The sequence below is a fragment of the Micromonospora sp. NPDC049048 genome, from assembly GCF_043197615.1.
In the GTDB taxonomy this organism is placed as follows: domain Bacteria; phylum Actinomycetota; class Actinomycetes; order Mycobacteriales; family Micromonosporaceae; genus Micromonospora.
Genome location: NZ_JBICTM010000039.1, coordinates 1 through 1,045 on the forward strand (window position 1 = coordinate 1; position 1,045 = coordinate 1,045).

Sequence of the window (1,045 nt, forward strand, 5' to 3'; positions counted from 1 at the left end):
CTAGGGCCTGTGTCGAAGTCGGCGGTGGTGCCTGAGCTGGCGTGACCGCTCGGCGTGTCGAAGATCGAAAATGGGTGAGGTCTCCGGTAGATGGTTCAGCGACCAAGCAGAACCTGAAACCGGAGACCTCGTGGACACCCTAGCGGTGACGAGGCGGTTCGACCTGACCGACGTGCAGTGGGCGGTGCTGGAGCCGTTGCTGCCGGCGCCGAAGCGCCCGGGTCGACCGTCGTCGTGGACCAGGCGGCAGTTGATTGATGGGATCCGGTGGCGGATCCGGGTGGGTGCCCCGTGGCGGGACGTGCCACCGCAGTACGGGTCCTGGTCGGCGGTGTATGCCCTGTTCCGGCGGTGGCAGCGCAACGGGGCCTGGCAGCAGGTGCTCACCGCATTGCAGGCCCTCGCCGACGCGGCCGGGCGGATCACCTGGGACGTCAGTGTGGACTCCACCAGCGCTCGGGCCCATCAGCATGCGGCCGGAGCGAGGAAAAGGGGGATCTGCAGGCTGAACCGCCTGGCGGGGTCAGCGTCGAGCCGGCAGACCACGCGCTCGGCCGGTCCCGCGGCGGGTTGACCACCAAGCTGCACCTGGGCTGCGAGCAAGGCCAGAAACCCCTGGCAATCGTGTTGACTGCCGGGCAACGAGGTGACAGCCCGCAGTTCATCCCGGTCGTGGCCGCCATCCGTGTTCCTCGCCTGGTCACGGGCCGTCCGAGGACCCGCCCGGACCGGGTCTTGGCCGACAAGGCGTACACGTCGAAGGCGAACCGGGCCTACCTGCGCCGGCGGGGCATCGCCGCGACCATCCCGAGCAAGGCCGACCAGGACGCCCACCGACGAGCCAAGGGGTCCAAGGGCGGCCGGCCACCGGCCTTCGACCCGCACATCTACCAGCAACGTCACGCCGTGGAGTGCGGGATCAACCGCCTCAAGCGCAATCGGGCCGTGGCCACCCGGTTCGACAAACTCGCCGTGCGCTACGAAGCCACCATCCACCTCGCGGCCATCAACGAGTGGCTGTGACCGACTTCGACACAGGCCCTAG

The 1,045-nt window shown here is 69.0% G+C and carries 1 pseudogene; it reads left to right on the top strand.

What is annotated here, in order from left to right:
* Positions 1 to 145 precede the first annotated feature (145 nt).
* Positions 146 to 1,023, top strand: a pseudogene (locus ACGFIG_RS30765) (IS5 family transposase).
* Positions 1,024 to 1,045 lie beyond the last annotated feature (22 nt).